The organism is Saccharothrix sp. NPDC042600 (assembly GCF_040647305.1).
In the GTDB taxonomy this organism is placed as follows: domain Bacteria; phylum Actinomycetota; class Actinomycetes; order Mycobacteriales; family Pseudonocardiaceae; genus Actinosynnema; species Actinosynnema mutabilis.
Genome location: NZ_JBEZBW010000028.1, coordinates 1 through 26,541, shown reverse-complemented (window position 1 = coordinate 26,541; position 26,541 = coordinate 1). Strand labels below are relative to the sequence as shown.

Here is a 26,541-nt window from a genome sequence, read left to right as displayed (position 1 = left end):
ATCCCAGCACGCCGTTACGCTGCGGGCATGTCTGCCCCGCGCCTGTCCGACCGCGATCCCCGCGTCGACGCGGACGAACTGGTCGGGGCGATGGTCCCGCCGCCCCGCTTCGACGGGGTCCGCTTCGCCACCTACCTGCCCAACCCCGACGAGCCCAGCCAGGCCGCCGCGGTCGAGGCGTGCCGGGCGTTCGCCGAGCGGGTCTCCGCCGCGGGCGCGGGCAAGGGGTTCTTCGGGTCGCTGTTCCGCCGGTCCGCCGAGGAGGGCAAACCCGGCCTGTACCTCGACGGCGGGTTCGGCGTCGGCAAGACCCACCTGCTGGCCTCGCTGTGGCACGCCGTGCCCGGCCCCAAGGCCTACGGGACGTTCGTCGAGGTCACCAACCTGGTCGGCGCGCTGGGGTTCACCGAGACGGTCCAGCGGCTGTCCGGGCACAAGCTGCTCGCCATCGACGAGTTCGAGCTGGACGACCCCGGCGACACCATGCTGGTCACCCGCCTGATCAAGGAGCTGACGGCGGCCGGCGTGGCGGTCGCGGCGACCTCCAACACGCTGCCGGACAAGCTCGGCGAGGGCCGGTTCGCGGCGGCGGACTTCCTGCGCGAGATCCAGTCCATGTCGGCCAGGTTCACCGTCGTGCGCGTGGACGGCCCGGACTACCGGCACCGCGGGCTGCCCGACGCGCCCGACCCGATGTCCGACGAGGACCTGGTGGCCAAGGCCGCCAGCACCCCGGGCGCGACCCTGGACGACTTCGGCGCGCTGTGCGCCCGGCTCGCCCAAATCCACCCCTCCCGGTACGGGCGGCTGCTCGACGGCGTGTCGGCGGTGTTCCTGCGCGGGGTGCGGCCCGCGCCCGACCAGGCCGTGGCGCTGCGGCTGGTCGCGTTCGGGGACCGGCTCTACGACCGGGACATCCCCGTGGCGGTGTCCGGCGAGGCGCTGTCGGAGCTGTTCACGGAGGAGATGCTGCGCGGCGGTTACCGCAAGAAGTACCTCCGCGCGGTGTCCCGGCTGGTAGCCCTTTCGCGCTAGTTTTGCCCGGTAGGCGCCGGGTATCCCACGCCCGTGATGAGCGATGCGGAACGCCGGACTCTGCGCGAGATCGAGCACAGACTGTCCGCGGACGCCCCCGACCTGGCCGGTGTGCTGGCCTCCGGTCGTCCGCGCCGCATGACCTGTGCCCACGTCCTGGCCGCGGTCTTCGCGGCCCTGGGAGTGTTGCTGATGGTGCTGTCGGCGCTGGGGCCCGCGCTGGCGTCGTTCGGCTGCGCGGCGCTCGCGCTGCTGATGCGCGGCTACACCTGGCGGTAGAAAACCCGTTCGCTTCGCGGCGTGGTTCCGGGCGACCATGCCCGGCGTGGGATTCCTGGACGCGAACGGGCTCGCCTACCGCCTGCCGGACGGCCGCGAGCTGTTCCGCGACGTGTCGTTCAAGGTCGGCGCGACGGCGGTGGTGGCGCTGGTCGGCGCGAACGGCGTCGGCAAGACGACGCTGCTGCGCATCCTGTCCGGTGAGCTGACGCCGGCCGAGGGTTCCGTCCGGGTGCAGGGCGGCTTGGGCGTGATGCCGCAGTTCGTCGGCTCGGTGCGGGACTCCTCCACGGTCCGCGACCTGCTGCTGGCCGCCTCACCCCGGGTGCTGCGCGACGCGGCCCTGGAGCTGGACGCCGTCGAGCTGGCGTTGATGGAGACCGACGACGAGCCCACCCAGCTGCGCTACGCGGCGGCGCTGGCCAACTGGGGCGAGGCCGGCGGCTACGACGCCGAGGTGCTGTGGGACACCGTGACGGTGGCGGCCCTGGGCGTCCCGTTCGACCGGGCGCGGTTCCGCGAGGTGCGGACGCTGTCCGGCGGCGAGCAGAAGCGCCTGGTCCTGGAGGCGTTGCTGCGCGGTCCCGAGCAGGTGCTGCTGCTCGACGAGCCGGACAACTACCTGGACGTGCCCGGCAAGCGGTGGCTGGAGGAGCGGCTGGTCGAGACCGGCAAGGCCGTGCTGCTGGTCAGCCACGACCGGGAGCTGCTCGACGTCGCCGCCACGCACGTGGTGACCGTGGAGGCGCACTCGGCGTGGACGCACGTCGGTTCGTTCGGCACCTGGCACGCGGCGCGCGAGGCCCGCGTGGAGCGCTTGGCCGAACTGCACCGCCGGTGGGACGAGGAGCACGCGCGGCTCAGGGAGCTGGTGCGGACGTTGCAGGTCCAGGCCAAGATCAGCGAGGCGATGGCCCAGAAGTACCGGGCGATGAAGACCAGGCTGGCGAAGTTCGAGGAGGCCGGGCCGCCGCCGGAGCTGCCGTCGAGCGAGAAGGTGGCGCCGCGGTTGCGGGGCGGGCGGACCGGGGTGCGGGCCGTCACGTGCGCCGGGTTGGAGTTGAGCGGCTTGATGAAGCCGTTCGACGCCGAGGTGTTCTTCGGCGACCGCGTGGCGGTGCTGGGCTCGAACGGGTCGGGCAAGAGCCACTTCCTGCGCTTGCTTGGTGGTGCGGAGGTGGCGCACACGGGCGCGTGGAAGCTGGGCGCGCGGGTCGTGCCGGGGCTGTTCGCGCAGACGCACCAGCACCCGGAGTGGATCGGCCGGACCCTGGTGGACATCCTGTGGCACGGCGCGGAGGGCCGTCCGGGCCGCGACCGCGGGGCGGCGATGGCGGTGCTGGACCGGTACGGGCTGGCGCGGTCGGGGGACCAGCGGTTCGAGACGCTGTCGGGTGGGCAGCAGGCGCGGTTCCAGGTGCTGTTGCTGGAGCTGTCGGGCGCGACGTTGCTGTTGCTGGACGAGCCGACGGACAACCTGGACCTGAACTCGGCGGAGGCGCTGCAGGCGGCGCTGGCGGAGTTCACGGGCACGGTGGTGGCGGTCACCCACGACCGCTGGTTCGCCCGCTCCTTCGACCGGTTCCTGTTGTTCCGGTCGGACGGCGAGGTGGTGGAGGTGCCGGAACCGGTGTGGGACGAGGAACGCGTGCGCCGGGTGCGGTGACTCGTGGACGACGTCGGTCAGCGCGCGGTGGTGATCCAGCGGGTCAGCGTGTCGAGGTAGCCCGGCGCGGGGTGTCCGTCGACCAGCAGGCGGTGGTTGGCGTGGGGCAGCACCTCGACGGTGAGCGTGGCCCGCGGGTCGCGGCCGGGGTGGCAGGCGGCCGCGGCGAAGACGTGGACGCTCTCGGCGATCGGCACCAGCTCGTCGGACCCGCCGAACAGCGCCAGCAGCGGGCAGCGCAGCGCCAGGAGGTCCGGCACGGGGTCGTGGTCCTGCTTGCGCTTGGTGAAGCTCCACAGGCGCTCGTCCACCTCACCCCAGAGCCGCTCGAACAGGTCGCGGAAGACCGGCGGCGAGGTCGCGATGAGGCGTTGGGCTCCGGCGTGGTCGGCGTCCCGCCTGCCGGCCTCGACCAGCCGGTCGTAGAGGGCGAGACCGGCGGCGACGTCGGGCGGCGCGGCGTCGGGCGTCCGCCGCAGCAGGCGCTCCAGCGCGTACCGGTCCTGCTCGGCGGGCGTCATGCCGGGACAGCCGCTGGTGACCACCCACGGCACGGCCATGCTCCCCGCCGCGCGCAGCACCACCCAACCGCCCTCGCTGTGCCCGAACAACCCGACCGGCCCCACCCCGGGCTGCGCGCGCAGGAACTCCAGCGCCGCCGACGCGTCCGCGGCGAGGTCGTCCAACGTCCCGTCCCGCCAGTCGCCCGACGACCCGCCCACACCGCGCTTGTCGTAGGACAGCACGGCGATCCCGGCCGCTGCCAGGCGCCGCTTGACGGGCGGGAAGTGGGTGTCGTTGTCCCGGTCCGACGGGCCGGACCCGCCGACCATGACGACCCCCGGCCCACCCCCGTCGGGCACGACCAGGGTCCCCGCCAACTCCACATCGCCACTGCGGAACGCGACCTCGCGCACAGACCCCATGACACCAGTTCTACTCGACCAGCGCGGGCAGGCGGCCGGTGCGCACCGCCTTCACCAGGTCCTCGTGGTCGGCGGTCGTCTGGTCGGCGTAGTCGAACGCATAACGCGCGAGAGCGTCGTCCAACCCGTCACCGTTCGCGCAGTAGCCCGCCAGCAGGCGCGGGTCCACCGAACGGGAGTGCGCGCGGGCCAGCAGGGCGCCGGCGAAGCGGCCGTAGTCGTCCAGGTCGTCGCGCTTGAGGGTCGTCGCGTCGATCTCGCCCTTGCGGTTGCGGAACTGGCGGACGATGAACGGGCGGCCGTCGATGGTGGTCCAGCCGAGCAGGATGTCGGTCTCCGCCTGCACCAGCCGCGCCCCGTGCACGATCCGCTTGCCCTCGTGCCTGGCCTCCGGAACGGTCAGGAACGGGGCCAACGCCGACCGCCGGGCCTCCTTCGCCTGCAACACCAGGGCCTCGTTGCCGTTGCCGTGCAACAGGATCAGGTAGTTGCGCAACCCCACGCTGCCGGTGCCGACCACGCGGAACGCCACGTCCGACACGCCGTAGCGCATGATCAGGTTGTACCGCGACTCGCGCAGGGTGTCCACATAGGACGGAAGTGCGGCGACGACGGACGAAGCCTCGGCCTCGGGGATCCGGCTCAGCACGGGCGGGTCCGCGATGAACCGCCAGTGCTCGCCCTCCCGCCGCGTCCACTTCGCCGCCACCTTCGCGCTGGTGTTCTTGCGCGCCTTGGACGCGGCCCTGGTGAACTCGTCCAGCAGGTCGTCGGCCTTCGTCTTGGTCAGCACGGACTCGTCGCCCAACGCCGACCACGACTCCAGGAACGGGATCTCCGCCAGGTGCCGCACCGCGCCCCGGTACGCGCGCACCGCGTCCGTGGCGGCGTCCCGGCACCCCTTCTCCGACACCCCGCCCTCGCGCCCGGCCAGCACCAGCGACGTCACCAGCCGCTTGAGGTCCCACTCCCACGGGCCGGGCAGCGTCTCGTCGAAGTCGTTGATGTCCATGACGATCCGGCCCTCGGGCGTGCCGTACAGGCCGAAGTTCGCGGCGTGCGCGTCGCCGCACAGCTGGGCGTCCAGCCCGCTGCGCGCGCCCACGGCGAGGTCGCCCGCCATGAGGCCCGCGCTGCCCCGGAAGAACGCGAACGGCGACGCCAGCATCCGCCCGACGCGCAACGGCACCAGCCCCGGCAGCCGCCCCTCGTTGGACGCCTCGATGAACTCGACCACCGACGGACGCCCCGGGGCGAGCTTCATCGACCGGTGCGCCTCGTGCGGCACGACCGACCGCAGCGCACGGCCCTCGGCCAGGACCTCTTCCGGCTCGGTCCAGCGCCCCAACGCGACGGCCGCCGCGGCCCGCCTCTGCTCACCCATAACCGCAATATCGCACGGGAATCCCGCAGTGATACGCGAGGCCGCGTCGGCTTGTCACGCCACGTTTCCCGTCGATCACGCCTTTCGATCGGCGGGAAACGTGGCGTGATGAGCCGACTACAGGGCGGCCGAGCCGCGCGCCGGAGGCGCGCCATCCAACACCGAGGCGATCGCGTCTACGCCCCGGTCCAGCTCCTCGCGCGTGATGACCAGCGGGGGAGCGACGCGCAGCGTGGTGTCCTGGGTCTCCTTGCACAGCACGCCCAGCCCGGCCAGCGCCTCGGAGGCCTCGCGCCCGCGCGGACCGCCCGGCGCGATCTCCACGCCCGCCCACAGCCCGCGCCCGCGCACCTCGGCCACCCCGCGCCCGACCAGCTCGCCCAGCCGCGCGTGCAGGTGCCCGCCCAGCTCGCGGGACCGCTCCTGGAACTCCCCGGTGGCCAGCAGTCGCACCACGGCCCGCCCGACCGCGCACGCCAGCGGGTTGCCGCCGAACGTGGACCCGTGCTCGCCCGGCCGCAGCACGCCCAGCACCGCCCGGCTGCCCACGACCGCGGACACCGGCATGATGCCGCCGCCCAGCGCCTTGCCCAGCGTGTAGAGGTCGGCCCGGACGCCTTCGTGGTCCAGCGCGAACAGCTCGCCGGTGCGGCCTAGGCCGGACTGGATCTCGTCGGCGATCAGCAGCACGTCGTGCTCGTCGCACAGCGCCCGGATGCCCGGCAGGTACCCGGCGGGCGGCACGACCACGCCCGCCTCGCCCTGGATGGGCTCGATCAGCACGGCGGCGGTCCGGTCGGTGATCGCGTCCCGCACGGCGTCCAGGTCGCCGTACTTCACGACCCTGAACCCCGGCGTGAACGGGCCGAAGTCGGCGCGCGCGGTCTCGTCGGTGGAGAAGGACACGATGGTGGTGGTGCGGCCGTGGAAGTTCGACCCGGCCACGACGATCTCGGCGGTGCCCTCGGGCACGCCCTTCACCCGGTAGGCCCACTTGCGGGCGACCTTGATCGCGGACTCGACGGCCTCGGCGCCGGAGTTCATCGCGAGCACCATCTCGGTGCCGGTCAGCTCGGCCAGCTCGCGGCAGAACGGGCCGAACTGGTCGTGGTGGAACGCGCGGCTGGTCAGCGTGACGCGGCCGAGCTGCTCGACCGCCGCCGCCACCAGGTCGGGGTGGCGGTGGCCGAAGTTGAGCGAGGAGTACCCGGACAGGAAGTCCAGGTAGCGGCGCCCCTCCACGTCGGTCACCCACGCGCCCTCGCCGTGGGAGATCACGACCGGCAGCGGGTGGTAGTTGTGCGTGCTCCACTGCTCGTCGAGTGCGATGAACTGCCCTGTGGTGGGAGCGGCGATGGCGGTCATGTCACCAGGCTAAGGGGCCTGCGCCAGCGATTTCATCCGGGGAGTGTTGCGTCTTTGCTAACTTCGTTGCGCAATTCGGCTTGATTGCGGTGATTCGTTGCGCAGCGGGCGGCGGCAAGATCGCCCCGCTAGAGTCCGACGATGGCCAAGAAGTCGACGCAGGTCCAGTCGATTAAAGACGCCTTCCGCGTGGTCCCCGGCGAGTTCGACCTGGCCGAGATCGACCCGGGCGGCTCGCCGGTCGGCCCGCGGACCAAGACGGCCGCCGCGGCGGACATGGCCGAGGTCGGCAAGCAGCTCGACGGGCTCCAGGAAGCCCTGTACGCCGAAGGGTCGGGCGGCGGGCGGCGACGCGTGCTGCTGGTGCTCCAGGGCCTGGACACCTCGGGCAAGGGCGGCACGATCCGGCACGTCGCGGGCCTGGTGAACCCGCAGGGCCTGCACATCGCGTCGTTCAAGAAACCGACGCCGGCCGAGCTGAAGCACGACTTCCTGTGGCGCATCCGCAAGCAGGTGCCCGCGCCGGGCCGCATCGGCGTGTTCGACCGCTCCCACTACGAGGACGTGCTGGTCGCGCGGGTGGACCAGTTGGTGCCCGCCGCCCAGTGGCGCGAGCGCTACGACCTGATCAACGAGTTCGAGGCGGAGCTGGCCGAGGCGGGCGTGACGGTCGTCAAGTGCTTCCTGCACATCTCGCCCGAGCGGCAGAAGGAGCGGCTGATCGCGCGGCTGGAGGACCCGGCCAAGCGGTGGAAGTACAACCCCGGCGACATCACGGTGCGGGCGAAGTTCTCGCAGTACCTGCTCGCCTACCAGGACGCGCTGACCCGCTGCTCGACGCCCGCCGGGCCGTGGTTCGCCATCCCGTCGGACCGCAAGTGGTACCGGAACTGGGCGGTGGCCCGGATCCTGCTGGAAACGCTCCAGGAGGTGGCTCCGGTGTACCCCGAGCCCTCGTACGATCCACTGGTCGAGTTGGCTCGGCTGCGGGACGCCGATCCGTTGCGCTAGACGCAATCTTCGTTGCGCCTATTGCCCTGCGCGAGTGGTCTAGTCCACTGTGGGACCTGCCGCGGGCACGGGCGAGCGGAGGTCGGGCGTGGCAGTGGACAGGCGGCGGTTCCTGGGGGCCGTGGGCGTGGGAGCGGGGTTGCTGATGACCGAGGGTGTCGCCGAGGCGCGCGGGGAGGTCCGGGTCTACCTGGGCACCTACACCACCTGGACCGGCGGCGGCGCCGGGCTGGGGATCGCCGCGTACGACCCGCGCACCGGGCGGCTGCGGTCGGTCGGCGTGGTCGAGGGCGTGCCGAACCCGTCCTTCGCCATCACCGCGGGCCGGCGGGTGTACGCGGTCAACGAGCAGTCCGCCGGCGCGGTGACCGCGCTGGAGGTCCGCGACGGCGTGCCGCGGGTGCTGAACACGCAGAGCACCGGGGGAGCGGACCCGTGCCACCTGGTCCTGCACCGCGGGCACGTGCTGTCGGCCAACTACTCGTCGGGCAGCGTGGCGGTGCACCCGGTGCGGCGCGACGGCAGCCTCGGGGCACGTACCGACCTGGTGGAGCACAAGGGTTCCGGCCCCGACCCGGAGCGACAGGAGGGGCCGCACGCGCACCAGGTGCTGCCCGACCCGACCGGCGAGTTCGTGTTCGCCGTGGACCTCGGGGCGGACGCGGTGTTCGGCTACCGGCTCTCGCCCGAGGGTCGCCTGACCCGGGTCTCCACGGCCCGCCTGCACCCCGGCGCCGGCCCGCGCCACCTCGTGTTTCACCCGAACGGGCGGTTCGCGTACGTGGCGAACGAGCTGGATTCCACGATCGTGGTGGCCTCCTACGCGCGCGGCGAGCTGGCTCCCGGGCAGAAGCTGAGCACGGTGCCGGCGGGTGCGCCCACGACGCCGCGCAACTACCCGGCGGAGGTGCTGGTGTCGGCGGACGGGCGGTTCGTCTACCTGTCCAACCGGGGCCACGACAGCGTCGCGGTGTTCGCGGTCGGGCGCGACGGGGCCGAGTTGCGGCTGGTCGAGGCCGTGCCGGTGGGTGGGCGGTTCCCGCGGCACCTGGCGCTGGACCCGGCCGGGCGGTTCCTGCTCGCGGCCAACCAGAACTCGGGCTCGGTGACGACGTTCGCCGTGGACCGGGAGTCCGGGCGGCTGCGGCAGACGAGCACGTTCGCGGCACCCGTTCCGGTGTGTGTCGCCTTCTAGGGTCTACTTCGACCCGTTCTACCGTCCACAGTGGTAGGCCGGGTGCATGAACCTCATGGCAGCAGTGCTGTTGGCGGCTGTGGTCCCCGCGCCCGCCGCGCCGGAGTACGTCGCCCTGGGCGACTCCTACGCGGCGGGCGTCGGCACGGACAGAGCGTCGTGCGGCCGGACGTCGAAGGCCTACCCCGAGCTGTTCGCGAAGGACAGGTACGACCTGAACTTCAAGGCGTGCTCCGGCGCGACGACGGATAACGTGGTTGAACAGGCGGAGGTCCTGTCCCCGTCGACCGCGTTGGTGACCGTCACGGTGGGCGGCAACGACGCGCGCTTCGCCGAGGTCATGACCACCTGCGTGTTCTCGGACGACCGCGGGTGCGAAGAGCGGGCGGAGGAGGCGGAGCGGTTCGTCCGCGAGGAGCTGCCGGACCGGCTGGAGAAGCTGTTCGGGTCGATGCGCTCGCGAACCGGCGCCCAGGTGGTGGTGTTGGGGTACCCGCGGCTGTTCGAGAAGTCCGACCCTTGCTCGTTGAACGGCCCGAAGCGCGCCGCGATCAACCGCGCCTCCGACGCGTTGGCCGAGGTCCTGGGCGCGCAGGCGACGGCGTTCAGCTTCACGTTCGTGGACGTGCGGGACCGGTTCGAGGGGCATGGGGCATGCGGCGCGGACCCGTGGGTGAACGACCTGACGCTGCTGCCGGTGACGTCGTCCTACCACGTCAACACCGCCGGCCACCGCGACGGCTACCTCCCGGCCCTGCGCGAGGTGGCCAGTAGGTGATCGGCGGTCGTCCGTGAAGCCGCCGAAGTGCGCTGTGCCGGTGTGCCGGGCGTGCAAGCGTGTGCCGTGCGCAACGACGAACCCGCCACGCTCGCCCGGCTCGGCCACTGGACCGAGGACGTCTACCGCGACCTGATGGCCGTCGAGGGTGGGCGGCTCAGTCGGGACGGGTTTCGCGACCGGCACTGCCACCGGGTCGCCGTCCTGGTGCTCGACATCGCCGGGTTCACCGAGCGCGGGATGGCGGTGGGCGAGGTGGACGCGTTCCTGCGGGTCCTGCACGCCCAGCGGATCTGCTTGCCCGTGTTGGAGCGGCGCGGGGCCACGCTCGTGCGGGCGTTCGCCGACGACCTCGTCGCCCTGTTCGGCGACCCGCTGCAAGCGCTGGAAGCGGCCCTGGAGCTGCACGCGGCGGCGGAGCCCGAGGACATCGGGTTGTGCGTCGGCATCGGGTACGGCGACGTGTTCGCCATCGGCCCCAACCGCGCGATGGGCACCGAGATGAACCAGGCCTCCAAGCTCGGCGAGGACACCGCCCGGCGGGGCGAGACCCTGCTCACCGAGAGCGCCTTCCGCGCCGTCGAGCACCGGACCGACCGGGCCTTCGTCCGGCACGACGACGTCCTGCCCTTCCCGTTCCACGCCGTCGCGTAACCGGTTGGCGGGCCGCCCGCCCGGAAGACCATGATTTCCGGCGTGAACCCCACCAACGGGCTGCGGAGAGTCGCGGCCACGCGCTATGTCACGCCCTTCCGGGAAGGCGGGTCGCTGCCCGGCCTGGTCGAGGCCGACGACCTCGGCATGTACGTCCTCAAGTTCCGCGGCGCGGGACAGGGCGTCAAGGCCCTCATCGCCGAGATCGTCGTCGGTGAACTGGCCCGCCGGCTGGGGTTCCGGGTGCCCGAGATCGTGCTGGTCGAGCTGGACCCCGAACTGGGCCGCGCCGAGCCGGACCAGGAGGTCCAGGAGCTGCTCAAGGCCAGCGGCGGGCTCAACCTCGGCCTGGACTACCTGCCGGGGTCGTTCGACTACAACCCGGTCGTGCGCGAGCCGTCCACCGACACCGCCACCCGGCTGCTGTGGCTGGACGCCCTGACCCTCAACGTCGACCGGAGCTGGCGCAACCCGAACACCCTGCTCTGGCACCGCGAGCTGTGGCTGATCGACCACGGCGCCTCGCTGTACTTCCACCACTCGTGGCGCCCGGACCGCTTCCCGGCCGCCTCCTACCGCTTCGACGCCGCGGACCACCTCATGCTGCCGTTCGCGGGCCCCCTGGCGGACGTGGACGCCGAGCTGTCCGAGAGGATCACCCCGGACCTGCTCGCGGAGGTCCTGGCCCTGGTCCCGGACGAGTGGCTGGCCCAGGACGAGGTCTTCGGCCCGGCCGGCCGGGACGCCTACGCCAGGTTCTTCACCGCCCGCCTGACCCGGCGCGACTGGGTCGCCGACCTGGAGGCCGCCCGTGCCGCACGTGTTTGAGTACGCGCTGTTGCGCGCCGTGCCCAGGCAGGAGCGCGGGGAGTTCGTCAACGTGGGCGTCCTGGTCTACTGCGCCCCGCTGGACTTCCTGGGCGCCCGCGTCCACGTGGACGAGCAGCGGCTGCGGGTGCTGGACCCGTTCCTGGACGTCGAACTGCTCAAGGCCAACCTCGACCACCTCGGCGTCTCGTGCGACGGCGACCCGTCGGCCGGTCCCGTGGCGAAGACCACTCCCGGCCAGCGCTTCCGGTGGCTCGTCGCACCCCGGAGCACCATCATCCAGACGTCACCGGCGCACACCGGCCTGACCGAGGACCCGGAGGCGGAACTGGACCACCTACTAAGAGCGCTCGTGCTGCCGCCGACCCGCTAGCGCGAGGAGTCCGACGGTCTAGGGTGGCAACCTCTCGTCGCACACCGCGTCTTTAGCTGCAAGCAGTAGCCAACACACGGGATCGGGGTCGCTGAACATGAGCGCCGGCTACCAGCACGGATACCAGCAACAGGCCGCTTACCGGCGGCCGGTGCCCAAGCGGCGCAAGCCGCGGGTCGGCCGCATCGTCGCGGTGGTCCTCGTCGTGCTCCTGGCCTTCGGCATCGGGTTGTGGGTCTACGTCGACTCCTCGCTGCGGCGCATCGACGCGCTGCCCGACTACGAGGGCCGGCCCGGGGACACCCCGGGCACCAACTGGCTGCTCGTGGGCTCCGACGCGCGCGACGGGCTGTCCGAGGAGCAGAAGGCCGATCTGTCCACTGGGGACGCCGGTGGCCGCCGCACCGACACCATCATGTTGCTGCACATCCCCGACGGCTCGGGGAAGGCGACGTTGGTGAGCATCCCCCGGGACTCCTATGTGGACATCCCGGGCAACGGCAAGAACAAGGTGAACGCGGCCTTCGCGTTCGGCGGCGCGCCGCTGCTGGTGCAGACCGTCGAGGGCGCGACCGGCGTGCGCGTCGACCACTACATGGAGATCGGCTTCGGCGGGTTCGCGGGCATCGTGGACGCCGTGGGCGGGGTCGAGATGTGCATCAAGGAACCGATGCGGGACCCGCTGGCGGGTCTCGACCTCCAGCCCGGCTGCCAGGAGCTGGACGGGGCGCAGGCGCTGGGCTTCGTGCGGACCCGGGCGTTCGCCACGGCCGACCTCCAGCGCGTGCAGAACCAGCGCGAGTTCCTGTCGGCGCTGTCGGAGAAGGCGACCAGCTTCGGGACGCTGGCCAACCCGTTCAAGGCGTTCCCGCTGCTGTTCGCGACGACCGACTCGATCTCCGTGGACGACGACGACCACCTGCACAACCTGGCCGGGATGGTGTTCGGCATGGGCGGCGGCGTGGACAACGTCACGGTGCCGATCGGCGGCACGCCCACGCTGCCGGGCGTCGGTTCCGTGGTGCAGTGGGACCGGGAGAAGGCGCTGCGCCTGTTCGGGGCGCTGGAGCAGGACCAGCCGGTGCCGTCCGACCTGCTGGAGCAGCCGAAGTAGCCACTAGCGGCGAGAAGGGGCGTCCACCGGCTTCGGGCCGGGGGCGCCCCTTCGCCGTTCGGAAGACCCGGTCGCGTGGGGTGTGGAGGCCGGCGCCGGGGGCCGGGCTCGGTGGGCGCGACAGCGGGAAGGAAGCTCAGTTGGCGGCCTGTTCGGCCTGCTCCGGCTCGGCGGCCTCGGCGGCGGTGTCACCGGAGAGGATGCTCTCGATGATGCCCTCGAACTCGCGCAGCAGGTCGTCGTATATCGGCGTGAGTGACACTTGGTAACCCCCAAAGTCTGGTTCATCCCCCGATAGGACCAACGCAGCGTACTCACGGGGCGGTACCCATTCCACGCGGTATCGACGAACTGCGTGGCCGTGTCGCTAACTGTTGGCTAAACACACCCCAAACCCGCAGGTTGTGTGCGGGTGCGACATGGGCGGAGTGGTGCAGGACACCTAGCGTTTCCGGGCATGAACAGTGTCCCCGGTCACAACCCCGGCAGCCGGGAAAGCGCCGACCTGGCCGGCCGCACCGCCCTGGTCACGGGCGCGGGCAGCGGCATCGGGCGGGCGTGCGCCGCCGTGCTGGCGGCGGCCGGCGCGAAGGTGCACCTGGTCGACCGCGCCGAGTCGGTGCGCGGGGTCGCCGAGGAGCTGGGTGGCACCGCGCACGTCGTGGACCTCGCGCGGGACGACCCCGCCCGGGAGCTGCCCACCGAGGTCGACGTCCTGGTCAACAACGCCGGGCTGCAGCACGTCGCCCCGGTGCACGAGTTCCCGCCGGACCGGTTCGAGCTGCTCCAGCGCATCATGGTGACCGCGCCCTTCCTGCTCGCCCGCCACGTCCTGCCGCACATGTACGCGCGGGGCTGGGGCCGGGTCGTCAACGTCTCCAGCGTGCACGGCCGGCGCGCCAGCGCGTTCAAGTCCGCGTACGTGGCCGCCAAGCACGGGCTGGAAGGCCTGAGCAAGGTCATCGCGCTGGAGGGCGCGCCGCACGGCGTGACCAGCAACTGCGTCAGCCCCGGCTACGTGCGCACACCGCTGGTGGAGAACCAGATCGTCGACCAGGCCAAGGCGCACGGCATCGACCGCGAGCGCGTCGTCGCCGACGTCCTGCTCACCCGGCACGCCATCAAGGAGCTGGTCGAACCGGACGAGGTCGCGCACCTCGTGCTCTGGCTGTGCGGTGACCACGCCGTGCACGTCACCGGCTCGACCTTCACCCTCGACGGCGGCTGGACCGCCCAGTAAGCCCCCCGGAAGCCCCGAACAAAACCGGAAAAACACACTCCCCCAACGAAGTGGTGACCCGCCATGACCAACGCCGCCCCACCCAAGCCAGGTTTCGCCAAGGTCGTCATAGGAAGCCTGATCGGCACCACGATCGAGTGGTACGACTTCTTCCTCTACGGCTCGGCCGCCGCGATCGTGTTCAACAAGCTGTTCTTCCCCAACGCCGACCCGCTGACCGGCACGCTGCTCGCGTTCACCACCTACGCCATCGGCTTCCTCGCCCGGCCGCTGGGCGGCCTGGTGTTCGGCCACTTCGGTGACAAGGTCGGGCGCAAGAAGCTGCTGGTGCTGAGCCTGATGCTGATGGGCGGCGCGACCTTCGCGATGGGCCTGCTGCCCACGTACGCGGCGATCGGCGTCGGGGCGCCGCTGCTGCTGACGTTCCTGCGCCTGGTGCAGGGCTTCGCGCTGGGCGGCGAGTGGGGCGGCGCGGTGCTGATCGTGTCCGAGCACGGCAGCGCCGAGCGGCGCGGGTTCTGGGCGTCCTGGCCGCAGGCGGGCGTCCCGATGGGCAACCTGCTCGCCACGGCCGTGCTCGCGGTGCTGGCGGCGGTGCAGACCGACGAGGCGTTCCTGTCGTGGGGCTGGCGGGTGCCGTTCCTGCTGTCCGGCGTTCTGGTGCTGGTGGGCCTGTGGATCCGGCTGAGCGTGTCGGAGTCGCCGATCTTCCTGGAGGCGCAGGCCAAGGCGGAGAAGGACAAGGTGGCGGAGAAGCCGCCGATCGTGGGCGTGGTGCGCGACCACTGGCGCGAGGTGCTGGTCGCGATGGGCGCCCGCATGGCGGAGAACGTGTCCTACTACGTGATCACCGCGTTCATCCTGGTCTACATCACCACCTCGCTCGGCCTGCCGCGCTCCACCGGCCTCAACGCGGTGCTCATCGCGTCGGTGGCGCACCTGGTCACCATCCCGCTGTGGGGCGCGCTGTCGGACAAGATCGGCCGCCGCACCACCTACCTGCTCGGCGCGGTCGGCATCGGCGCGTGGATGTTCCCGTTCTTCTTGCTGCTGGACACCAAGTCGTTCGGCCCGATCGTGCTCGCGGTGACCGTCGGCCTGGTGCTGCACGGCGCGATGTACGGCCCGCAGGCGGCGTACTTCTCGGAGCTGTTCGGCACGAAGGTGCGCTACTCGGGCGCGTCCATCGGCTACCAGCTCGCCTCGATCGCGGCCGGCGCGCTGGCCCCGATCATCGCCACGGCCCTGCTGCGGGACTTCAAGAGCTGGGTCCCGATCGTGTTCTACGTGCTGGCGATGTGCGTCATCACGGTGATCGCCGTCGTGGTCTCGCGGGAGACCCGCGGCACCTCGTTGGACCGGACCGACACCCGAGCGCACGACGGTGTCAGCATGAGGGCATGACCGACCGGGCGGACGCGGTGGAGCACCTGCTGGAGCTGTTGGACCTGCTCGCGGCCGACGCGAGCAGCGAGCGGCTCGCGCGGGTGCTCCCCGCCGCCCGGGCGGCGGGCGTGGCCGACGCCGACCTGGACCGGATCGGGCGGGCCACGCAGTGGGCGTTGCGGATCCGCCGCACGCTCACCGCGCACCGCCGCCGCGAGGCCGAGCTGGAAGCCCTGTTCGACACCGCGAGCGACCTCGCCGGAGTGCGCGACCCGGACGCCGTGCTGCGCTCTATCGTGCGCCGGGCGCGGCAGTTGCTGGGCGCGGACATCGCGTACCTGAGCATGAACGCGCCCGGTGAGAACAGCACGTACATGCGGGTCACCGACGGCTCGATCTCCCCGCTGTTCCAACAGCTCAAGCTGGGCATGGGGGAGGGCCTGGGCGGGCTGGTCGCGCAGACCGCCCAGCCGTACGTGACCGCCGACTACTCCACCGACGACCGGTTCAACCACACCACCACGATCGACACCGCGGTCCGCGACGAGGGCCTGGTGGCGATCCTGGGCGTGCCGCTCAAGCTGGGCACCCGGGTCATCGGCGTGCTCTACGCGGCCAACCGGTCGCCCCGCCAGTTCCCGCCCGAAGAGGTGGCGCTGCTGTCGTCGCTGGCCGACCACGCCGCCATCGCCCTGGACACCGCGCACCTGCTGGAGGAGACGCGGACCGCGGGCGAGACGATCCGCGCCCACAACGAGGCCATGCGCCGCGCCGAGGACGCCCACGACCGGCTCACCGACCTGGTGCTGCGCGGCGCGGACGTGCCGGAGGTGGCGGCGGCGGTGGCCAAGGTCCTCGACGGCGGGATCGTCGTGCACGACCACGAGGGCGTCGAACTGGCCCGCATCGGCACCGCGCAAACGCTCGCGCCCCGCGCCGCGGCCAACGCCTCCCGCGCGTCCGGCCGGGCCATCCCGCAGGACGGCACGTGGGTGTGCGCCGTCCTGGCGGGCCGGGAGCTGCTGGGCAGCATCGCGTTGACCGACCGCCCCGACCTGGGCGACGCCGACCGCCGGCTGTTCGAACGCGCGTCCGTGGTGACCGCGCTGCTCCTGCTGCTGCGCCGCACCGTCGCCGAGGCGGAGAACAAGGTCCGCGGCGAGCTGATCACCGACCTGCTCGGGTCCGGGATCGACCCGGTGGCGTTGCGGGCGCGGGCCCGGCGGGTCGGCGTGGACCTGGACGCGGAGCACGTGGTGCTGGTCGCCGACGGCCCGCGCGAGCGCATCCTGCCCGCCGCCGCGCACCTGGCGTCCGGGTGCCGTGGCCTCGCGGGCGTGCACGGCGAGCACGTCGTGCTGGTGCTGCCCGGCGCGGACCTGGCCGGCGCCGCCCGGGACGTCGCGCGCGTGCTGGGCAAGGCCGCCGGCCTGCCGGTGACGGTGGGCTCGGGCGGTCCGGCGCTGGGCCCGGCGGCGGTGGCCGCCGCGCACGCGGAGGCCGTGCGGTGCCTGCGGGCGCTGCTCGTGCTGGACCGGCGGGGCAGCGGCGGGACGCTGGCCGACCTGGGCTTCGTGGGCGTGCTGCTGGGCGAGCGGGCCGACGTGTCCGGGTACGTGCGCGCGACCCTCGGGCCGCTGCTGGACTACGACGCGAGCCGGGGCACCGAGCTGGTCCGGACGGTCACCGCGTACTTCGCGTGCGGGCAGAACCTGAGCCGGGCCAAGGACGAGCTGCACGTCCACGTGAACACGGTGGTGCAGCGGCTGGACCGCGTGGCGAGCCTGCTGGGCGAGGACTGGCAGTCGCCGGAACGGGTGCTGGAAGTCCAGCTGGCCCTGCGGCTGTTGAAGATCACGGGCTAGGAACCCCTGCTCGGCCGCCCCCAGTGCGGCCGAGCAGAGGCCCCGGGCCGACCGGCGCGTGGTCGGACCGGGGCCGATCGGGGTGCTCAGGCGAGCGCGCAGTCCGTCGCCGAGACCACCGGCGGACGGGCGACGGTGGCCGAGGCGGGCGGCGGAGTGCCGCGCAGCCAGCCCTCCAGGGCCGCGAACGCCGTGCGGTGGCACGGGGTCAGCGGGCGCAGGCGGTCGGGGTAGGCGTCGTAGAGGGCGTCCACGTGCGTGCCGCCCTCGATCCGGTAGTACCGGAACAGGTGGCCGCGACCCGCGTCCCGGACCATCTGGGCGTAGACGTCCGAGTCCTTCGAGATCGGCAGCAGCGTGTCCAGGGTGCCGTGCAGGGTGAGCAGCGGCTTGCCGATGCGGCCGGTCAGGGCGAAGCGCGCGACGGCCCGTTGGGCCTGCGGCCGGGACGCGTAGTCGTAGTCCGCGTCGCACGCCGGGGTGCCGGGCGCGCAGAACGGCGTGCCGGCCTCGGTGTCACCGTCCCACGTCGGGTCGAGTTCCTCGCGGTAGATCCGCTGGGTGAGGTCCCAGTAGACGCGGTGGTGGAAGTCCCACAGGAACTCCGACTCCGCCGGGAAGCCGGCGGCGATCACCGACGCCTTGTCGCCCCGGGGGTAGGCGGCGAGGGCGGGCGGCAGGAAGGTGAGCAGGTTGGGGCCCTGCTTGGTCCACAGCGTGCCTTCCCAGTCCACGCCGCCGTCGTAGAGCCAGGGGAAGTTCTCCAACTGCCAGCGGACCAGGTAGCCGCCGTTGGACAGGCCGGTGGCCAGGGTGCGGCTGGGCGGGCGGCAGTACCGTTGGGCGACAACGGCTTTGGCCGCGATGGTGAGCTGGGTGACGCGGCGGTTCCACTCCGCGATCGCGTCGCCCGGCCGGTCGCCGTCGCGGTGGAAGGCCACGCCGGTGTTGCCCTTGTCGGTGGCCGCGAACGCGTAGCCGCGGGCCAGGACGAAGTCGCTGATGGCCCGGTCGTTGGCGTACTGCTCGCGGACGCCGGGGGAGCCGGCGACGACCAGGCCGCCGTTCCAGTCCTTCGGCAGGCGGATGACGAACTGGGAGTCGTGCGCCCAGCCGTGGTTGGTGTTGGAGGTGGAGTCGTCGGGGAAGTAGCCGTCGACCTGCGTGCCCGCGACGGGCGTGGGGGCGGGGAGGCCGGCGGGCGTGAGCCCCGCCCAGTCGGCGGGGTCCGTGCGGCCACCCGCGGTGGACAGGTCGTCGAGGTGGGTCAGTTCCTGGTGGGCGGCACCGGGAACGCGCAGGGGCCCGCAGCCCTCGGCGAGGGCGGACGGGGCCTGCGCCAACGTGGCGACAAGCGCTGCGACCAGCGGAACGGCGATGTTCACCCGTCGCACCGTAAGGCGGAGATCGTTGTGCGGTAATGGTTCCGCGCACCATGCCGCTGCGGGTTCATGTGTCGGCGGTACCCACTCCGGGTGACCCCTGGCAGGAGGACCCGGGCGCGGGCGGTGACCGGTGGGCGGCGGGGGTGGCGTCACCGGTACGGGTCACGGCCAACCGGACGACTTTCGGGTTCCCGGAGCGCCATCCCCTGGGGCTGCGGAACGTTCCCGGCCCCGGTTCGCCCGGCGGTGGCGGCTTGAGTCGCACGATCGGGCTGTTTTCTTGCCAGAGCGGAGGGGTAGCTGAGATGACCCAGCCAAATTCGCACTAGCAGGTGATTTACGTTCACCCGGCGTGAGGTGAACGCTTCCGGGGTGACTGAGCAACGGAGCTCTTTGCCCCTCGACCGGGAATCGGACCTGATCCGGCGCATCCAGAACCTCGCGCGTCGAGCCGAACGCACGGCGTTCAACCACTCGAACCTGGTCGGTCCGCCACCGTCCCAGGAACACCTGGACATCCTGGCGGAGATCCGCGCGCTGACCGAACAGGCGGTGGCCGCGAGACTCGGCAGACGAACCACGTTGCCGCGCCAGGCGGACCCGGTCGAGGACACGACGACCCTCTCCGCCGGCGCGAGGTAGTCGCGGCGGGACCGCTCGGCGGCTCGCGCGGGACCAGCGGGCGGCCTCCGCCCACAACCCGCAACGGCCTCGCGGAAGCGCCCGAGCGGCGGCCCCGCTCAAGGTGAGCCGCCCGCCCGCCGAGCCGGCCCGCCCCGCCGCCCGGTCGTGGCGAGCCGCCCGCCGCCCGGCTTGCCCTGGCGAGCCGCCCCCGCGCCGCGCCGCCGCCCGTCAACAGCGCCGGGCGGCAACCGGCCGGAACGTCGAGCGGCCCCCGCCGGAACCCGGCGGGGGCCGCTTGCGAAGCAGCACCGCTCAGCGCCGCCGGACCAGCTTCACCAGGCCCTTGAAGGTCTCCTCCAGCCCCGACGAGAACGGGTTGTCGTTCACCAGGTACGTCCACGTCGTGTTCGGCCGCTGCACCCCCGCCTCCGCCAGGTGCGCGCCCTCCTCGTCGATCTGGACCTTCGCGAACGTCTCCTCCGCCTCGTCCCACGCGTCCGGCACGATCCGGTGGTAGGCCGGGATCGCCTCGCGGTGGAACTCGTCCAGCGGGTTCTGGCGGGCCAGCGCCCGCAGGTGGATGCCCTCGCGCAGGTCGGTCAGGAACACCAGGTGGTCGCTCCACCGCTGGTCGAGGTGGTGCAGCACGATCAGGCGCGCCGCCTTCACCAGGACCTCGCGGTCGAGGTTCTCCAGTTCCTCCGCCCGCTCCGGCTTGCGCTTGGACAGCTCCTCCCACGCCAGCTCCGTGGTGAGCACCTTGTCCCGGAACTCCAGCACCAACGTCCGCTGGTGCTCGATCAGCTTGTTGTACCGCCACGTGTTGCGGTGGATCTCCAGCTGCACGCCCTCGGCCACGCGCTGCGCGTGCTCCACCGTGTGCAGCGTGCCGGCGTCCACCACGCGCCCGTCCTCCTCGACCTCGGCGGGCTCGTCGTGGTCGGGCACGTACTGCGTCACCAGGTCGTCCTGCAGCGACGAGAAGAACACCGACCCGCCCGGGTCGCCCTGCCGACCGGCCCGGCCGCGCAGCTGGTCGTCCAGCCGCGACGACGAGTGCCGCCCGGTGCCGATCACGTACAGGCCGCCCAGCTCGGCGATCCGCTCCCGGTCGGTCGACTCGTGCCCGCCCAGCCGGATGTCGGTGCCGCGACCGGCCATCTGCGTGGACACCGTGATCCGCTCGAACGACCCCGCGTCGGCGATGATCGCGGCCTCCTCGGCGTCGTTCTTGGCGTTGAGCACGACGCACTCCAGGCCGGCCGCCTCCAGCTTGCGCGACAGCCGCTCGGACTCCGCCACGTCCAGCGTGCCCACCAGGATCGGCCGGCCCGTCGCGTGGACGGTCTTGATCTCCTCGACGATCGCGGCTTCCTTCAGCTCCAGCGTCGTGTAGAGCCGGGGCGCCTCGTCCTCGCGGACGCACTCCACGTTCGACGGGATGACCAGCACTTCCAGCTTGTAGAAGTCCCGCAGCTGCTCGGCCACGGCCACCGCCGTGCCGGTCATGCCGCACACGGTCGGGTAGCGCGACAGCAGCGCCTGCACGGTGACCGAGTCGAGCACCTCGCCGGCGTCCGTGGTCGCCACGGCCTCCTTGGCCTCCACGGCGGCCTGTAGACCGTCCGGCCACCGCTGGAGCTTCGCGATCCGGCCGCGGGTGTCGTTGATCAGGTGGACCTTGCCGTCGCGCACGATGTAGTCGACGTCCCGGTGCAGCAGCACCTGCGCGTGCAGGGCGACGTTCACCTTGGACAGCGTGGTCGAGACGTGCTCGTCGGAGTACAGGTCGATGCCGCCCAGCGCCCGTTCCACCAGCTCCGAGCCGGCGCCGGTCAGGTAGACGTTGCGCTCCTCGTCGTCCACCTCGAAGTGCAGGTCGCGGCGCAGCCGCTTGACCAGGTCGGCCAGGGCGGGGTCCACCGCGGGCCCGGCGGTCGAGCCGGCCAGCACCAGCGGCACGCGGGCCTCGTCCACCAGCACCGAGTCGGCCTCGTCCACCAGCGCGACGCGCGGCGCGGGCACGATCCGGTCCGCCTCGTCCACCGCGAGCCGGTCGCGCAGCACGTCGAACCCGATCTCGGACACCGACGCGTAGCAGACCTCGGCCTCGTAGGCGGCCCGTCGCTCCTCGGGCTTGCTGGACTGCGAGATCCAGCCCACCGACACGCCGAGCAGCTCGTACAGCGGCCCCATCCACTCGGCGTCGCGTTGCGCCAGGTAGTCGTTCACCGACACGACGTGCACCTGGTCGCCGCGCAGCGCGAACCCGGCCGCCGCGATGGCGCCGGAGAGCGTCTTGCCCTCACCGGTGGCCATCTCGACCACGTGCCCCTCCAGCAGCCCGAGAGCGCCGAGGACCTGCACGTCGAACGGCCGCAGCCCGAGCGCCCGGTCGGCGGCCTCGCGCCCCAGGGCGACCACCTCGACCAGCTCCGCGCGCCCGAAACCCTCCTTCTTCCGCAGCTCGGCGGCCTTGGCGGCCAACTCGGAGTCGCTGAGCGCGCTCATCCGCTCGGCCAGCTCGTTCACCTCGGCGAGCAGCCTGCGGTAAGGCGCGAGGTCGGCGGAGCCGGGCTTCTGCGCGAACCGACGCAGCCGCTGCTTGAACCGTCCCAGGAGAGTGGTCACGGCACGGCAACGTACGGCAAGCGCCGGGCGTTCCGCACGTCACCCGGTTGACTCTTCACTCGAACCCCTCCAGAGCGGCGTGGACTCACCACGTGTCGACGAACGGGCGCTTCTTGCCGGCTCGCTCGGGCGGCGTGTCGGCCAGTAGCTGGGTGGTGACCCAGCGCCGCGTCTCGGCCGGGTCGATGACGTCGTCGATCTCGAACGCCGACGCCACGTTCAGCGCCTTCCCGTGCTCGTAGGCCGCCGCCACCATCGCCTCGAACGCCTCCCGGCGCTGGGCCGGGTCCTCGATGCCGTCCAGCTCGCGCTTGAACCCGAGCTTGACCGCGCCCTCCAGGCCCATCGGCCCGAACTCGCCGCTCGGCCACGACACCGCGAACCGGGGCACCTTCAGGCTCCCCGCCGCCATGGCCTGCGCGCCCAGCCCGTACGCCTTGCGCAGCACGACCAGCCCGAACGGCACGCTCAGGTTCGCCCCGCCGACCAGCATCCGGGTCAGGTGCCGGACGGTGGCCGTCTTCTCCGCCTGCGGGCCGACCATGAACCCCGGCGTGTCGCACAGCGAGAGCACCGGCAGGTCGAAGGCGTCGCACAGCTGCAGGAACCGGGCCGCCTTGTCGGCCGCGTCCGCGTCGATCGCCCCGCCCAGCACCGACGGGTCGTTGGCGATCAGCCCGAGCGGCCTGCCCTCGACCCGCACCAGCGCCGTGACGATCCCGCGCCCGAACTCGCGGCGCAGCTCCAGCACCGACCAGCAGTCGGCGATCGTCTCCACGACCGTCCGGACGTCGTAGGCCCGCACCCGGTTCTCCGGTACGGCGTGCCGAAGAACGCGCTGGTCAGGGGCTTCCCACGAGTCCACCGGGCCCTGGAAGTAGGACAGGTACCTCTTGGCCGCCTCCACGGCCTCGGCCTCGTCGGCCACGGCCACGTCCACGACCCCGTTGGGCACCTGCACGCTCATCGGCCCGACCTCCTCGGGCCGGAACACCCCCAACCCGCCACCCTCGATCATGGCCGGCCCGCCCATGCCGATGGTCGCGTCCCGGGTCGCGATGACGACGTCGCACGTGCCCAGCAGCACGGCGTTGCCCGCGAAGCACCGGCCCGACGCGATCCCGACCAGCGGCACCAGGCCGGACAGCTTCGCGAACAGGTGGAACGCCATGCAGTCCAGCCCGCTGACGCCGCCGTGGTCGGTGTCGCCGGGCCGCCCGCCGCCGCCCTCGGCGAACAGGACCACCGGCAGGCGCTGGTCCTCGGCCAGGGCGAACATCCGGTCCTTCTTGGCGTGGTTGCGCATGCCCTGGGTGCCGGCCATGACCGCGTAGTCGTAGGACAGCGCGACGGTCCGCCGCCCGTTGACCAGCCCGACCCCGGCCACCATGCCGTCGGCCGGGGTCCGCTCCACCAGCTCGTCCAGCGACCGGCGGCGGCGCTGGGCCGCGATCGCCAGGCCGCCGTACTCCACGAAGTCGGTGCACAGGTCCGCGATGTTCTCCCGGGCCGTCCGGTGCCCCAGCGAGTGCCGCTTGGCCTCCGCCGCCGGGCGGGCGAAGTCGTGGCGGGCCATCGTCTCGGCCAGGTCCGGGCGGATCTCGTCCAGGTCGACGTCGACCACCTTCTCCTCGGTCGCGTCGGTGCCGCCGTCGGCCAGCAGCGTCCCCTCGGCCACGGTCTCGCCGACCGAGACCAGCACCCGGCCGTCGCCGACCTGGACGACGTGCTGCATCTTCATCGCCTCGACCACGACCGTGCCGTTCTCGACGGCCACCACGGTCCCCTGCACGGGCGCGCGCGGTCCCCGGTCCTCGCGGGGCAGCTCGTCCACGAAACCGGTGTGCGCGGACAGCACGTCCGGGTGGTCGAGCAGGCCGCGCAGGAAGCCCAGGTTGGTCGCCGCGCCGTCCACGGCGAACTCGGCCAGCGCCCGCCTCACCCGGCGCAGCGCCGTGTCCAGGTCGTCGCCGTGGGCGATCACCTTGGCCAGCAGGGCGTCGAACCCGAGTCCCGCGCGGAAGCCGGGGCCGGCGTGGGTGTCCACCCGGATGCCGGGGCCGGTGGGCGGCGCGAACGTGCCCAATCGACCGGCCGACGCCAGGTTGACCCGCACCTGGACGGCCGCGCCGCGCGGCGTGTGGGCGAGGTCCGGCTCGACCTCCGCCGCCAGCAGCAGCTGCGCGCGCACCAGGTCCAGCCCGGTGACCTCCTCGGTGACGGTGTGCTCGACCTGCAACCGCGGGTTGGCCTCCAGGAACACGTACCGCGAGGGCGTGACCAGGAACTCGACCGTGCCCAGCCCGGTGTAGCGGACGGCCCGCGCGATGGCCGCCGCCGCCTCGTGCAGCTCGGCCCGCAGGCCCGGGTCCAGGCCCGGCGCGGGCGCGATCTCGACCAGCTTCTGGTGGCCGGACTGGAGGCTGCAGTCCCGGTCGCCGAGCACGGTCGTGCCCACCAGCTGCACCTCGATGTGCCGGGCGGGCGTCAGCAGCTCCTCCACGTACACCGTCCCGTCGCCGAACGCGGCCAGCGCCTCGGCCCGGCACCGCTCGACGGCCGGCGTCAGGTCCACCAGCCGCCGCACGACGCGCATGCCCTTGCCGCCCCCGCCGGACGCGGCCTTGACCATCACGGCCCCGTGCGCCTTGAAGAACTCCTCGAAGTTCGACGTCGCGCCGGCCAGCACCGGCACGCCGACCTCGGTGGCCAGCGCGCGGGCGCTGAGCTTGTCGCCGAGCAGCCCCAGCACCTCCGGCGGCGGTCCGACGAAGGTCAGCCCGGCCTCGGCGCACCGCCGCGCGAACTCGGCGTTCTCGGACAGAAACCCGTACCCGGGGTGCACGAACCGGCAGCCCTCGGCGGCGGCCAGCAGCTGGTCGACGTCCAGGTAGGGCGCCGGCCCCTCGCCGCGCAGCCGGACCGCGCGGTCGGCGAGCCCGGCGTGACCGGGGTCGTCGTCGGTGAACACGGCCGTGGTCCGCCAGCCCAGGTCGGCGGCGGCGCGGAGGACGCGGACGGCGACCTCACCCCGGTTGGCGACGAGCAGCGTGGACACGGGACCTCCTGGAGCGGTGCGGACGCGTTCCGTGCTGAGCGACCGCTTAGTATGTGACTGCCGTCGCATACTGGCACCACGACTTAGCGTTCGTCCAGAGCCAACCGATCCACCCGGTAAGGCGTCCTGGGGACAAATCGCTCCCGAGGGACGCGAGCCGCACGGGTTTCAGGAGGACCACCGTGGTGTTCAAGAGGATGTTGCGCGCGTTCGGAGTCGGCGGTCCCTCGGTGGACACGGTGCTGACCAACCCGAACGTCCGGCCCGGCGAGCTGCTCACCGGCGAGGTGCGCATCGCGGGCGGCGACCACCCCGCCGACATCGACCAGGTCAAGCTGTCGCTGGTCACCCGGGTCGAGGTGGAGAGCGGCGACAACGAGCACAACCGCAACGTCGAGTTCGCCCGCGTCGTCGTCGGGCAGCGCATCCAGGTCGGTCCGGGGCAGCACCTGGCGCTGCCGTTCCAGTTCCCGGTGCCGCTGGAGACGCCGCTGACCGTCGTGCACGGCCAGCACCTGCACGGCATGACCATGGGCTTGCGCACGGAGCTGGAGGTGCGCGGCGCGGTGGACCCGGGTGACCTCGACCCGATCGCCGTGCACCCGATCCGCTCGCAGGAGCACGTGCTCAACGCGTTCGGCGCGCTGGGCTTCCGGTTCACCCGCGCGGACTCCGAGCAGGGGCGCATCCACGGCGTGCCGCAGCAGCTGCCGTTCTACCAGGAGATCGAGTTCCTGCCGCCGCAGCAGTTCCTGACCAAGATCAGCCAGGTCGAGCTGACCTTCGTCACCGACCCGCACCACCTGTACGTGGTGCTGGAGGCGGACCGGCGGGGCGGGCTGTTCCGCGCCGGCGGTGACACGTTCGGGCACTTCGCGATGTCCCACGATGAGGTGATCCGCACCGACTGGGCCGCCGTGCTGCACCAGTGGATGGACCAGGTGGCCGGACGGCGCTCCAGCCATGGTCACGGCATGCACGGGGGCCACTACCCGGGTCACCCGGGCGGGCACCACGGCGGTCACCACGGCGGTCACCATGGTGGGGGAATCGGGGCCGGTGGGATCGTCGCCGGGGCTGCGGCCGGCGTGTTCGGTGGGATGATTGTCGGCGAGGCCCTCGACGAGGTCGGGGACTTCTTCGAAGGCGACTAACCCGCAGGAGGCATCGTGGGCATCGGCGGTGTGATCAGCGCTCTGATCGTGGGTCTCATCATCGGGTTCCTCGGCAAGCTCGTCGCTCCCGGCAAGCAGGCCATCCCGATCTGGCTGACGTTGGTGGTCGGCATCGTGGCGGCGTTCCTGGGCACGTTCATCGCCCGCGCGCTGGGTGTTGAGGACACGCCGGGCATCGACTGGATCGAGATCATCGTGCAGGTGGTGATCGCCGCCGTGGGCGTCAGCCTGGTTGCGGGCTTCTACGGGCGGAAACAAGTCCACTGAGGACTGGGCGGAGGGGCCTTCCGGTGTTGCCGGGAGGCCCTTTCGCTTCGCTGGCTCTCCAGCTCGGACGCGCTTCGCGCTTGGGAGCGCTTCGCGCGTTGAGGACGCGCTGGCGCGCTCTCAAGATCAAAAGCTCAAAAGCGGCTGGGGAGGCCTCCAGTGGGGGAAGGGCCTGCGTGTTCCCCACCGCATGACCTGGCGGAGCCGACCACAGATTGCCGGGGTCGGTCGAAAAACTTTTGCTCGTTCCTCGCAAAACTTTTTGGCCCGACCCCGGCAATCTGTGGTAGCCCTTCGGGCAG

At 72.3% G+C, this 26,541-nt stretch carries 23 protein-coding genes; 16 read left to right on the top strand and 7 right to left on the bottom strand.

The genetic code is table 11. From position 1 onward, the window contains the following. Positions 1-27 precede the first annotated feature (27 nt). The 3 genes from zapE to AB0A74_RS19110 are packed head-to-tail and all read left to right on the top strand — an operon-like array spanning position 28 to position 2,980. Positions 28-1,035 (top strand): cell division protein ZapE, encoded by a 1,008-nt coding sequence (gene zapE, locus AB0A74_RS19120; protein WP_358251099.1) that lies wholly within the window; start codon positions 28-30, stop codon positions 1,033-1,035. Positions 1,036-1,071: 36 nt separating this feature from the next. After that, positions 1,072-1,314 (top strand): DUF3040 domain-containing protein, encoded by a 243-nt coding sequence (locus AB0A74_RS19115; RefSeq protein ID WP_358251098.1) that lies wholly within the window; start codon positions 1,072-1,074, stop codon positions 1,312-1,314. Positions 1,315-1,351: 37 nt separating this feature from the next. After that, complete coding sequence (locus AB0A74_RS19110) at positions 1,352-2,980, top strand: ATP-binding cassette domain-containing protein (RefSeq protein WP_358251096.1); 1,629 nt, start codon at positions 1,352-1,354, stop codon at positions 2,978-2,980. A gap of 17 nt (positions 2,981-2,997) precedes the next feature. On the opposite strand, the gene AB0A74_RS19105 is transcribed toward AB0A74_RS19110, so the two are convergent. From AB0A74_RS19105 to rocD, 3 genes are all read right to left on the bottom strand, one after another. Further along, positions 2,998-3,906, bottom strand: a complete 909-nt coding sequence (locus AB0A74_RS19105) for an alpha/beta hydrolase (protein WP_358251094.1) — start codon at positions 3,904-3,906, stop codon at positions 2,998-3,000. A gap of 10 nt (positions 3,907-3,916) precedes the next feature. Next, on the bottom strand, positions 3,917-5,290 hold the full coding sequence (locus AB0A74_RS19100; RefSeq protein WP_358251092.1) for a DUF2252 domain-containing protein: 1,374 nt from the start codon (positions 5,288-5,290) through the stop codon (positions 3,917-3,919). Positions 5,291-5,407: 117 nt separating this feature from the next. Next, positions 5,408-6,655, bottom strand: a complete 1,248-nt coding sequence (gene rocD, locus AB0A74_RS19095) for an ornithine--oxo-acid transaminase (protein WP_358251090.1) — start codon at positions 6,653-6,655, stop codon at positions 5,408-5,410. A 141-nt stretch (positions 6,656-6,796) separates the two neighbouring features. Between rocD and AB0A74_RS19090 the strand changes: the two genes are divergently transcribed. The 7 genes from AB0A74_RS19090 to AB0A74_RS19060 all read left to right on the top strand — a co-directional run bounded on the left by AB0A74_RS19090 (position 6,797) and on the right by AB0A74_RS19060 (position 12,608). Then, positions 6,797-7,666, top strand: coding sequence for a PPK2 family polyphosphate kinase (locus AB0A74_RS19090; RefSeq protein WP_358251088.1), 870 nt, complete (start codon positions 6,797-6,799; stop codon positions 7,664-7,666). 88 nt (positions 7,667-7,754) lie between these two features. Then, positions 7,755-8,861 (top strand): lactonase family protein, encoded by a 1,107-nt coding sequence (locus AB0A74_RS19085; protein WP_358251086.1) that lies wholly within the window; start codon positions 7,755-7,757, stop codon positions 8,859-8,861. A gap of 55 nt (positions 8,862-8,916) precedes the next feature. Further along, positions 8,917-9,639: an SGNH/GDSL hydrolase family protein gene (locus AB0A74_RS19080; protein WP_358251084.1), complete on the top strand. Its 723-nt coding sequence runs from the start codon at positions 8,917-8,919 to the stop codon at positions 9,637-9,639. A gap of 66 nt (positions 9,640-9,705) precedes the next feature. Next, positions 9,706-10,293: a hypothetical protein gene (locus AB0A74_RS19075; protein WP_358251082.1), complete on the top strand. Its 588-nt coding sequence runs from the start codon at positions 9,706-9,708 to the stop codon at positions 10,291-10,293. A 42-nt stretch (positions 10,294-10,335) separates the two neighbouring features. Next, positions 10,336-11,121: a HipA family kinase gene (locus tag AB0A74_RS19070; RefSeq protein ID WP_358251080.1), complete on the top strand. Its 786-nt coding sequence runs from the start codon at positions 10,336-10,338 to the stop codon at positions 11,119-11,121. Then, a complete protein-coding gene (locus tag AB0A74_RS19065; RefSeq protein WP_358251078.1) occupies positions 11,105-11,494 on the top strand; it encodes a DUF3037 domain-containing protein in 390 nt (129 codons plus the stop codon). The genes AB0A74_RS19070 and AB0A74_RS19065 overlap by 17 nt, the downstream gene beginning before the upstream one ends. Before the next feature lie 97 nt (positions 11,495-11,591). Continuing rightward, positions 11,592-12,608, top strand: a complete 1,017-nt coding sequence (locus tag AB0A74_RS19060; protein WP_358251076.1) for an LCP family protein — start codon at positions 11,592-11,594, stop codon at positions 12,606-12,608. Positions 12,609-12,744: 136 nt separating this feature from the next. Here the strand turns inward: AB0A74_RS19060 and AB0A74_RS19055 are convergent, their stop codons facing one another. After that, positions 12,745-12,870: a hypothetical protein gene (locus AB0A74_RS19055; protein ID WP_358251074.1), complete on the bottom strand. Its 126-nt coding sequence runs from the start codon at positions 12,868-12,870 to the stop codon at positions 12,745-12,747. Positions 12,871-13,065: 195 nt separating this feature from the next. Between AB0A74_RS19055 and AB0A74_RS19050 the strand changes: the two genes are divergently transcribed. From AB0A74_RS19050 to AB0A74_RS19040, 3 genes are all read left to right on the top strand, one after another. Next, positions 13,066-13,848: a 3-hydroxybutyrate dehydrogenase gene (locus tag AB0A74_RS19050; RefSeq protein ID WP_358251072.1), complete on the top strand. Its 783-nt coding sequence runs from the start codon at positions 13,066-13,068 to the stop codon at positions 13,846-13,848. Positions 13,849-13,911: 63 nt separating this feature from the next. Next, positions 13,912-15,252 carry an MFS transporter gene (locus AB0A74_RS19045; RefSeq protein WP_358251070.1) on the top strand — a complete coding sequence of 447 codons (1,341 nt, stop codon included), beginning with the start codon at positions 13,912-13,914 and terminating at the stop codon, positions 15,250-15,252. Further along, on the top strand, positions 15,249-17,099 hold the full coding sequence (locus AB0A74_RS19040) for a GAF domain-containing protein (RefSeq protein WP_358251068.1): 1,851 nt from the start codon (positions 15,249-15,251) through the stop codon (positions 17,097-17,099). Before AB0A74_RS19045 ends, AB0A74_RS19040 begins: the two co-directional genes overlap by 4 nt. 86 nt (positions 17,100-17,185) lie before the next feature. Here AB0A74_RS19040 and AB0A74_RS19035 read toward each other — a convergent pair whose 3' ends face one another. Continuing rightward, entirely contained in the window at positions 17,186-18,478 is a 1,293-nt protein-coding gene (locus AB0A74_RS19035) for a tannase/feruloyl esterase family alpha/beta hydrolase (protein ID WP_358251187.1), read from the bottom strand. Positions 18,479-18,856: 378 nt separating this feature from the next. On the opposite strand from AB0A74_RS19035, the gene AB0A74_RS19030 reads away from it, so the two are divergent. Further along, positions 18,857-19,126, top strand: coding sequence for a hypothetical protein (locus AB0A74_RS19030; RefSeq protein WP_358251066.1), 270 nt, complete (start codon positions 18,857-18,859; stop codon positions 19,124-19,126). 294 nt (positions 19,127-19,420) lie between these two features. On the opposite strand, the gene secA2 is transcribed toward AB0A74_RS19030, so the two are convergent. Further along, complete coding sequence (gene secA2, locus AB0A74_RS19025; protein ID WP_358251064.1) at positions 19,421-21,739, bottom strand: accessory Sec system translocase SecA2; 2,319 nt, start codon at positions 21,737-21,739, stop codon at positions 19,421-19,423. Positions 21,740-21,824: 85 nt separating this feature from the next. Further along, complete coding sequence (locus tag AB0A74_RS19020) at positions 21,825-24,797, bottom strand: carboxyl transferase domain-containing protein (protein ID WP_358251062.1); 2,973 nt, start codon at positions 24,795-24,797, stop codon at positions 21,825-21,827. A gap of 185 nt (positions 24,798-24,982) precedes the next feature. On the opposite strand from AB0A74_RS19020, the gene AB0A74_RS19015 reads away from it, so the two are divergent. Together AB0A74_RS19015 and AB0A74_RS19010 are read left to right on the top strand one after the other, a co-directional pair. Beyond that, complete coding sequence (locus AB0A74_RS19015) at positions 24,983-25,951, top strand: sporulation protein (RefSeq protein WP_358251185.1); 969 nt, start codon at positions 24,983-24,985, stop codon at positions 25,949-25,951. A gap of 15 nt (positions 25,952-25,966) precedes the next feature. Beyond that, positions 25,967-26,239: a GlsB/YeaQ/YmgE family stress response membrane protein gene (locus AB0A74_RS19010; RefSeq protein WP_343939582.1), complete on the top strand. Its 273-nt coding sequence runs from the start codon at positions 25,967-25,969 to the stop codon at positions 26,237-26,239. Positions 26,240-26,541: the final 302 nt, after the last annotated feature.

What these genes read in the sequence shown, in the direction of transcription:
- zapE (WP_358251099.1), top strand. Translation starts at nt 28, where the DNA reads ATGTCTGCCCCGCGCCTGTCCGACCGCGATCCCCGCGTCGACGCGGAC.
- AB0A74_RS19115 (WP_358251098.1), top strand. Translation starts at nt 1,072, where the DNA reads ATGAGCGATGCGGAACGCCGGACTCTGCGCGAGATCGAGCACAGACTG.
- AB0A74_RS19110 (WP_358251096.1), top strand. Translation starts at nt 1,352, where the DNA reads ATGCCCGGCGTGGGATTCCTGGACGCGAACGGGCTCGCCTACCGCCTG.
- AB0A74_RS19105 (WP_358251094.1), bottom strand. Translation starts at nt 3,906, where the DNA reads ATGGGGTCTGTGCGCGAGGTCGCGTTCCGCAGTGGCGATGTGGAGTTG.
- AB0A74_RS19100 (WP_358251092.1), bottom strand. Translation starts at nt 5,290, where the DNA reads ATGGGTGAGCAGAGGCGGGCCGCGGCGGCCGTCGCGTTGGGGCGCTGG.
- rocD (WP_358251090.1), bottom strand. Translation starts at nt 6,655, where the DNA reads ATGACCGCCATCGCCGCTCCCACCACAGGGCAGTTCATCGCACTCGAC.
- AB0A74_RS19090 (WP_358251088.1), top strand. Translation starts at nt 6,797, where the DNA reads ATGGCCAAGAAGTCGACGCAGGTCCAGTCGATTAAAGACGCCTTCCGC.
- AB0A74_RS19080 (WP_358251084.1), top strand. Translation starts at nt 8,917, where the DNA reads ATGGCAGCAGTGCTGTTGGCGGCTGTGGTCCCCGCGCCCGCCGCGCCG.
- AB0A74_RS19060 (WP_358251076.1), top strand. Translation starts at nt 11,592, where the DNA reads ATGAGCGCCGGCTACCAGCACGGATACCAGCAACAGGCCGCTTACCGG.
- AB0A74_RS19050 (WP_358251072.1), top strand. Translation starts at nt 13,066, where the DNA reads ATGAACAGTGTCCCCGGTCACAACCCCGGCAGCCGGGAAAGCGCCGAC.
- AB0A74_RS19045 (WP_358251070.1), top strand. Translation starts at nt 13,912, where the DNA reads ATGACCAACGCCGCCCCACCCAAGCCAGGTTTCGCCAAGGTCGTCATA.
- AB0A74_RS19040 (WP_358251068.1), top strand. Translation starts at nt 15,249, where the DNA reads ATGACCGACCGGGCGGACGCGGTGGAGCACCTGCTGGAGCTGTTGGAC.